Origin of the sequence: Streptomyces sp. B15, from assembly GCF_018070605.1 — a bacterium.
In the GTDB taxonomy this organism is placed as follows: Bacteria; Actinomycetota; Actinomycetes; order Streptomycetales; family Streptomycetaceae; genus Streptomyces; species Streptomyces smyrnaeus.
On sequence record NZ_JAGPXJ010000069.1, the window covers coordinates 33,995 to 41,449 of the forward strand.

Annotated in this window: 7 protein-coding genes and 3 pseudogenes; 7 read left to right on the forward strand and 3 right to left on the reverse strand. The window is 68.7% G+C overall.

Going from position 1 to position 7,455, the window contains the following annotated elements; all coding sequences use genetic code 11:
* The first annotated feature begins 30 nt into the window (after positions 1-30).
* On the forward strand, positions 31-783 hold the full coding sequence (gene dapB, locus KBY19_RS26075) for a 4-hydroxy-tetrahydrodipicolinate reductase (protein ID WP_099884721.1): 753 nt from the start codon (positions 31-33) through the stop codon (positions 781-783).
* A 23-nt stretch (positions 784-806) separates the two neighbouring features.
* Complete coding sequence (locus KBY19_RS26080; protein ID WP_185018267.1) at positions 807-1,256, forward strand: tetratricopeptide repeat protein; 450 nt, start codon at positions 807-809, stop codon at positions 1,254-1,256.
* A gap of 27 nt (positions 1,257-1,283) precedes the next feature.
* Here the strand turns inward: KBY19_RS26080 and KBY19_RS26085 are convergent, their stop codons facing one another.
* The gene (locus KBY19_RS26085) at positions 1,284-1,835 is read right to left on the reverse strand and encodes a hypothetical protein (RefSeq protein WP_185018268.1); all 552 of its coding nucleotides are present in this window, start codon (positions 1,833-1,835) and stop codon (positions 1,284-1,286) included.
* Positions 1,836-1,964: 129 nt separating this feature from the next.
* The gene (locus KBY19_RS26090; RefSeq protein ID WP_099884727.1) at positions 1,965-2,201 is read right to left on the reverse strand and encodes a hypothetical protein; all 237 of its coding nucleotides are present in this window, start codon (positions 2,199-2,201) and stop codon (positions 1,965-1,967) included.
* A gap of 286 nt (positions 2,202-2,487) precedes the next feature.
* Here KBY19_RS26090 and KBY19_RS36865 point away from each other — a divergent pair.
* From KBY19_RS36865 to KBY19_RS26105, 5 genes and pseudogenes are all read left to right on the forward strand, one after another.
* A pseudogene (locus tag KBY19_RS36865) lies at positions 2,488-2,775 on the forward strand (FAD-dependent thymidylate synthase); the annotation flags it as partial.
* A 159-nt stretch (positions 2,776-2,934) separates the two neighbouring features.
* Positions 2,935-3,681 (forward strand): annotated as a pseudogene (locus tag KBY19_RS37620) (HNH endonuclease); the annotation flags it as partial.
* Positions 3,682-3,684: 3 nt separating this feature from the next.
* Positions 3,685-4,134: pseudogene (gene thyX / locus KBY19_RS37625) on the forward strand (FAD-dependent thymidylate synthase); the annotation flags it as partial.
* A gap of 234 nt (positions 4,135-4,368) precedes the next feature.
* Entirely contained in the window at positions 4,369-5,268 is a 900-nt protein-coding gene (dapA, locus tag KBY19_RS26100) for a 4-hydroxy-tetrahydrodipicolinate synthase (protein ID WP_099884731.1), read from the forward strand.
* Positions 5,269-5,443: 175 nt separating this feature from the next.
* Positions 5,444-7,129: a ribonuclease J gene (locus KBY19_RS26105; RefSeq protein WP_099884733.1), complete on the forward strand. Its 1,686-nt coding sequence runs from the start codon at positions 5,444-5,446 to the stop codon at positions 7,127-7,129.
* Positions 7,130-7,253: 124 nt separating this feature from the next.
* Here KBY19_RS26105 and KBY19_RS26110 read toward each other — a convergent pair.
* On the reverse strand, positions 7,254-7,455 hold a 202-nt coding region (locus tag KBY19_RS26110), incomplete at its 5' end, for a hypothetical protein (protein WP_210957488.1).

Here is a 7,455-nt window from a genome sequence, read left to right on the forward strand (position 1 = left end):
CTCACACGTCTCACGTAAGGAACGAGCACAATGAGCAAGCTGCGGGTAGCCGTTCTCGGCGCGAAGGGCCGCATGGGCTCCGAGGCCGTACGGGCCGTCGAGGGCGCCGACGACATGGAACTGGTCGCGGCCCTCGGCAGTGGCGACCCGCTCAGCACGCTGACCGAGGCGGGCGCTCAGGTCGCCGTCGACCTCACCCGCCCGGACGTCGTCATGGCCAATGTGGAGTTCTGCCTGGCCCACGGCATCCACGCCGTCGTCGGCACCACCGGCTGGACGGAGGAGCGGCTGGCGACCGTACGCGCCCAGCTGGCCCAGTCGCCCGGCACCGGCGTGCTCATCGCCCCGAACTTCGGAATCGGCGCCGTGCTGACGATGCGCTTCGCACAGCAGGCCGCCCGCTTCTTCGAGTCCGTCGAGGTCGTCGAGCTGCACCACCCCGGCAAGGCGGACGCACCCAGCGGCACCGCCGTGCGTACCGCGCAGCTTGTCGCACAGGCCCGCGAAGCGGCGGAGCTGCCCGCCCAGCCGGACGCCACCACCACCTCGCTGGAGGGCGCGCGCGGCGCCGACGTCGACGGAGTGCCCGTGCACGCGGTGCGGCTGCGGGGGCTGGTCGCCCATCAGGAGGTCCTCTTCGGCGACGAGGCCGAGACGCTCACCATCCGGCACGACTCCCTGCACCGCAGCTCGTTCATGCCCGGCGTGCTGCTCGGTGTGCGCAAGGTGTCCGCGGTGCCGGGGCTCACCTTCGGGCTCGAACACTTCCTCGACCTGGACTGACCGGACCGACGGAGCACAGCAGCATGCGCGCGAAGATCACCTACTTTCTCCTGGCCGCCGTCCTGGTCGTCTACTTCGTCCTGGTCGGCAGCAGGGGCGTGCTGCTGATCGAGCAGGGCACAGCGGTCACCATCGCCTTCGGCGTCGCCGTGCTGGTGCTGCCCTTCATCGGGGCCTGGTTCCTGTGGCACACCACGCGCTTCGCACGGCGGGCCGGACGGCTGGCGCGACAGCTGGAGGCGGAGGGCGGTCTGCCCGTCGACGAGTTGGAACGCACGCCTTCGGGCCGTGTCGACCGGGCCTCGGCGGACGCGGTCTTCGCCCGGCGGCAGGCCGAGACGGAGCAGAACCCGGACGACTGGCGCTCCTGGTTCCGGCTCGCCGTCGCCTACCACGACGCCCGCGACACCCCCCGCGCCCGCAAGGCCATGCAGCACGCGATCGCCCTGCACGAGGCCGCTCGCCACGACTAGCGCCGTCGGCCGGCGAGCCCTGGCCGCTCACCGCGACTCGGCGGCCCAGCCTTCGATGACATCGGCCGCACGGTCGAACGCCCGCGGCCGGGAGAGAAAATCAGCATTCTGGTTGGTCAGCAACGTACGCTCGCCGACGGCCCGCCCCGCAGGGACCAGCACCAGCGCCTGCCCCTGCACCGTGCGCGGCATCCCCAGCCACCGCACCGGCCGCTGCAGCGTACGCAGCGTGCCCACCTCGGCCCAGGGCAGCGTCGTCGTCCGCAACACCCGAACCTGGCGCAGCCCGTACGAGCTGACCCACACCCCGGCGCGCAGCAGGCGCACCGCGAGGACGGTCAGCAGCAGTCCGCCTCCCGCGCATATCGCCCCGCTCGGCAGCCCGCCGGCGAGAGCGATGATCAGAGCGGAGAAGAGCACATAGGACGCGAGGAGAAGCAGCAGCGCGCCGCCGGCGACCCGCCAGGGGCCCGGGCGGTAGGGGCGCCGCCACAGATCGCGGTCGGCCTCGGCGAGGGTGACCGACTGGGCCGCGTGCACGGCGTCTTCGCGGTCGGCTGTCACAAAGGGCAGGGGCACGGCACGTCCTCGCTCGCTCACGACGGGTCTGGCACGCGGCTGCTCGCCGCAGCGGTGTGAGCGGTGACATTAGCGAGGCCCGAACGAGGCGGCCACCCCCGGGTGCCGTTGCCGGGGGTGGCCGTCGGGTCAGCGGCCCTCGGCCGCTGCCGGGGGTTCGTGCGACGGGGTCTGGTTGTCGCTGAGTGCCGGCAGGCCGAGCAGGACCGAGCCCACGAGCCCGGCGACGATGGTCAGCCCCACCAGGGCGCTGCCTGCGACCTGGCGGAAGCTGCGGCGGGCAGGGGGCGGCGGGGTGACATTGCTGCGGAACCGGTCTGCCTCGGCTATGAAGGCGAACGGAACGGATTCTCCGCGGCGGGACATGAAGGTGCGCTCCTGCGTGATCGTTCTGGGTCGGTCATGTAGCTGGGTCGGTTATGAGGTGAACGTCCGGGTCGGCGTCTGAGTGCCCGCTGCCGACGGACGCATGTGAAAAATATCAACCGGGACGCAGAGGTATGTCATCGGGGTCGCGTTTCTTCCTCCCTGAGACTCGTTTGTCCGGTTAAGGATGGTCAAAGCGGACTATTCATCCGTCCCGGCTCCCGCTGTCGGACCCTCCCCGTAGGCTGGCTCCCGCTCTGGCAGACGTACGTGGAAGGACCAGCCGGTGACCGAAACCCCCGCCCCGCCCGCCCCCAGTTTCCGCAGCGACATGACGGTCGAGCTGATCAAGCACAGCGCGTCCGACACCGATGTGCTCTGGGCGGCCCGGGTCTCCACCGCGGGCGAGCAGTCCCTGGACGAGCTGAAGAAGGACCCGGAGCGCTCCAAGGGCCTGATCAACTACCTGATGCGGGACCGCCACGGCAGCCCCTTCGAGCACAACTCGATGACCTTCTTCATCAGCGCCCCGCTCTTCGTCTTCCGGGAGTTCCACCGTCACCGCGTCGGGTGGTGTCTGGCAGGTGACACGGAGATCACGCTGGAGAGCGAAGCGGGGAACCTCCGGCGCAAGACGATCAAGGACTTGTACCAGCAGTGGCACCACGGCCTGGAGGACCAGCTCCCTTGGTCCGCAGGGGAAGTGACCTGGCACAGCAAGGCGAGCAAATGGATGGCTCAGGTAAGGCGCCAGGGTGTTTGTCACTACCTCGGCCTCCACGAGAGCCGGGAGGCTGCCGAAAGCGCGGTGCTGGAGTTCCGGGAGCAGCATCCGACCACCCGGCTGCGACGGCTCGGCTCGGTGCGCCGCAACCACGTGCGGTGCTACGACGAGGAGACCCTCACCGCTCAGCGCGCTCGGATCGTCGACGTGATCGAGTCCGGAGTGAAGCGGCTGATCAAGATCACGACTGCTTCAGGCCGCGAGCTGCGCTGTTCGGTCGATCACGCCGTCTTCACTCCTGACGGTTGGCGCAAGGCCGGCGAGCTCATGGTGGGAGATGCCGTCATGACCGCCGGCACGGAGGCGCGGCCGAGTGAACGGCTCGTACCGCCGAGCCTGCGCCGTGGTATCGGCGTGTGGACCTCGATGCAGCGTGAGCGTCTGATCGCCGAGCAGGATCGCTGCCATCTCTGCTCACGTCCATTCGCCCGGCAGGACCTCGCCCTCGACCACGTCATCCCTGTGGTGGACGACCTGTCGCGCGCTCTGGACGAAAGTAATCTCGCCCCCGCCTGCGCTGATTGCCATGCGACCAAAAGTGCAGGTGAGCAGGCCCGGGCGAAACGAGGCGGCAACGTGGCGGTGGCCCGCCCGGACGAGATCGTCGCGGTGATCGAAGACGGCGAGGAGATGACCTACGACCTGTCGGTCGAGGGCCCCTGGCACAATTTCCTCGCAAACGGAATCGTCGTCCACAATTCGTACAACGAGGAGTCCGGCCGCTACCGGCAGCTGCAGCCCGTCTTCTACGTCCCCGACCCGTCCCGCAAGCTCGTCCAGCAGGGCCGCCCGGGCAAGTACGAGTTCGTGGAAGGCACCGAGGAGCAGCACGAGCTGACGAGCCGCTCCATGGAGGAGGTCTACCGCAGGGCCTACGAGACGTACGAGGAGATGCTGGCGGCCGGCGTCGCCCGCGAGGTCGCCCGTGCGGTGCTGCCGGTGGGGCTCTACTCCTCCATGTACGCCACCTGCAACGCCCGCTCGCTGATGCACTTCCTCGGGCTGCGCACCCAGCACGAGCAGGCCAAGGTGCCCAGCTTCCCGCAGCGCGAGATCGAGATGGTGGGGGAGCTGATGGAGGAGCAGTGGGCCAAGTTGATGCCGCTGACGTACGCCGCGTTCAACGCCAACGGCCGCGTCGCACCCTGAGCTGACCTGCCCCCGGTCGGCGGGGTGCGAGAGGTGTCCGTATTGCGACGTTTGAAGATGTTCATCTAGGGTGATTGTGCGGTCCCGGCACTGCCTGAACCCCCGAGCAGGCAGTGCCGGGGCCCTCTTCTCACACCCCCGAGGCCGGAACCCCACCGTTTCCCCGGCGGATCCCCGCCACATGAGCGGCCCCGAGGGAGCGTCGCGGGGTGCGCTGCGAGTAGCGTGGACCTTATGGCTCCGACCTCCACACCGCAGACGCCCTTCGGGCGGGTCCTGACCGCGATGGTCACGCCGTTCACCGCGGACGGCGCGCTCGACCTCGACGGCGCGCAGCAGCTCGCCGCCCACCTGGTGGACGCCGGCAACGACGGCCTCGTCGTCAACGGCACCACCGGTGAGTCCCCGACCACCACCGATGCGGAGAAAGCCCAGCTGGTCAAGGCGGTCGTGGAGGCCGTAGGAGACCGGGCACACGTGGTCGCCGGAGCCGGCACCAACGACACGGCACACAGCGTCGAGCTGGCCCGCGCCGCCGAGAAGGCGGGCGCGCACGGTCTCCTGGCGGTGACGCCGTACTACAGCAAGCCCCCGCAGGAAGGCCTCTTCCGGCACTTCACCGCCATCGCCGACGCCACGGACCTCCCGGTGATGCTGTACGACATCCCGGGCCGCAGCGGTGTCCCGATCAACACCGAGACGTTCGTCCGGCTCGCCGAGCACCCCCGCATCGTCGCGAACAAGGACGCCAAGGGCGACCTCGGCCGTGCGAGCTGGGCCGTCGCCACCAGCGGCCTCGCCTGGTACAGCGGCGACGACATGCTCAACCTGCCGCTGCTGTCCGTCGGCGCCGTCGGCTTCGTCTCCGTGGTCGGCCACGTCGTCACGCCGGAACTGCGCGCCCTGCTGGAGGCGCACCTGAGCGGTGACGTCGCCAAGGCGACCGAGATCCACCAGAAGCTGCTCCCGGTCTTCACCGGCATGTTCCGCACCCAGGGCGTCATCACGACCAAGGCCGCGCTGGCCCGCCTGGGCCTTCCCGCGGGTCCGCTCCGCCTTCCGCTGGTCGAGCTGTCCCCGGAGGAGCTGGAGCAGCTCAAGCACGATCTCGCCCACGGCGGGGTACATCTGTAGGTCTCAGACTTCACAACTGCATACCGCCGGACAACGGCAGCAGTGCACGACAGTGCATGACCCTTCGGAACAAGCACGACACGTACGGACGAACACGTGCGTCTGCGTGCGCATCATGAATATCGCGCGCCACGTGCCCAGGCGGGTGCGTGGCGCGCGTGGTAAGGAGAGTCTTTTGAGTCATCCGCATCCCGAGCTCGGCCCGCCGCCAAAGCTCCCCGAGGGGGGCCTACGCGTCACCCCGCTGGGCGGCCTCGGCGAGATCGGCCGCAACATGACCGTATTCGAGTACGGCGGCAGGCTTCTGATCGTCGACTGCGGCGTCCTCTTCCCCGAGGAGGAGCAGCCCGGTATCGATCTGATCCTCCCCGACTTCACCTGTCTGAGGGACCGCCTCGACGACATCGACGGCATCGTCCTCACCCACGGCCACGAGGACCACATCGGCGGCGTCCCCTACCTCCTGCGGGAGAAGGCGGACATCCCGCTGATCGGCTCCAAGCTGACCCTCGCCCTGATCGAGGCCAAGCTCCAGGAGCACCGCATCCGGCCCTACACCCTGGAGGTCGAGGAAGGGCACCAGGAGCGCATCGGTCCCTTCGACTGCGAATTCCTCCCGGTCAACCACTCCATCCCCGACGCCCTGGCCGTCGCGATCCGCACCCCGGCCGGCATGGTCGTCCACACCGGCGACTTCAAGATGGACCAGCTGCCGATGGACGGCCGCCTCACCGACCTGCGGGCCTTCTCCCGCCTCGGCGAAGAGGGCATCGACCTGCTGCTCAGCGACTCGACCAACGCCGAGGTCCCCGGCTTCGTGCCGCCCGAGCGCGAGATCTCCGCGGTGCTGCGCCAGGTCTTCTCCAGCGCTCAGAAGCGGATCATCGTGGCCAGCTTCGCCAGCCATGTGCACCGCATCCAGCAGATCCTGGACGCCGCCCACGAACACGGCCGCCGCGTCGCCTTCGTCGGCCGCTCCATGGTCCGCAACATGGGCATCGCCCGCGATCTGGGCTACCTCCAGGTCCCGGCCGGCCTCGTCGTCGACGTCAAGACACTCGACGACCTGCCGGACGACGAGGTCGTGCTCGTCTGTACCGGCTCCCAGGGCGAGCCCATGGCCGCCCTCTCCCGGATGGCCAACCGCGACCACCAGATCCGGATCGTCCAGGGCGACACGGTGATCCTGGCGTCCTCCCTCATCCCGGGCAACGAGAACGCCGTCTACCGGGTGATCAACGGACTGACCCGCTGGGGCGCCAACGTCGTCCACAAGGGCAACGCCAAGGTCCATGTCTCCGGGCATGCCTCCGCCGGCGAGCTGCTGTACTTCTACAACATCTGCCAGCCCCGGAACCTGATGCCCGTCCACGGTGAATGGCGTCACCTGCGCGCCAACGCGGAACTGGGCGCGGCGACCGGGGTACCCCATGACCGCATCGTGATCGCCGAGGACGGCGTCGTGGTCGACCTGGTCGACGGCAAGGCCAAGATCAGCGGCAAGGTCCAGGCCGGCTATGTGTATGTCGACGGTCTCTCGGTCGGCGATGTCACCGAGTCCTCCCTCAAGGACCGCCGCATCCTTGGTGACGAGGGCATCATCTCGATCTTCGTCGTGGTGGACAGCACCACCGGCAAGATCGTGGGCGGCCCTCATCTCCAGTCCCGTGGCTCCGGCATCGACGATTCCGACTTCGCCGCGGTCATCCCGAAGCTCGATGAGGCCCTTGCCAAGTCGGCCCAGGACGGCGTCGCGGAGACCCACCAGCTGCAGCAGCTGGTGCGCCGCACGGTCGGCAAGTGGGTCTCGGACACCTACCGCCGACGCCCGATGATCCTCCCTGTGGTCGTCGAGGTCTGACCCTCCGTCGGGTCCGCGCTCGAGGCACGAGCTCGGGCCCACGACGAGCGGGGCGCCTCGATTTGCCTCCGGGCGCCCCGCTCCAGTACGTTTACATCTCCACCGCATCGGGAACCCGGGCCAACTACGGTCCGAGGGCGACCGATTGCCAGGAATCCGAAATCAGCTCGGAAACGAGCCGGGAAAAGATTCTGGTAAGGTCGGAGACACCGAAAGGGCAAACGTCCGGAGAAACCGGTGAGATGGTTTCGAAGGAAGCGTCCGTTCCTTGAGAACTCAACAGCGTGCCAAAAGTCAACGCCAGATATGTTGATACCCCGGCCTGT

Bases quoted from the DNA above. Each gene is read 5' to 3' on its own strand.
- dapB (WP_099884721.1), top strand. From the start codon at position 31: ATGAGCAAGCTGCGGGTAGCCGTTCTCGGCGCGAAGGGCCGCATGGGC.
- KBY19_RS26080 (WP_185018267.1), top strand. From the start codon at position 807: ATGCGCGCGAAGATCACCTACTTTCTCCTGGCCGCCGTCCTGGTCGTC.
- KBY19_RS26090 (WP_099884727.1), bottom strand. From the start codon at position 2,201: ATGTCCCGCCGCGGAGAATCCGTTCCGTTCGCCTTCATAGCCGAGGCA.
- dapA (WP_099884731.1), top strand. From the start codon at position 4,369: ATGGCTCCGACCTCCACACCGCAGACGCCCTTCGGGCGGGTCCTGACC.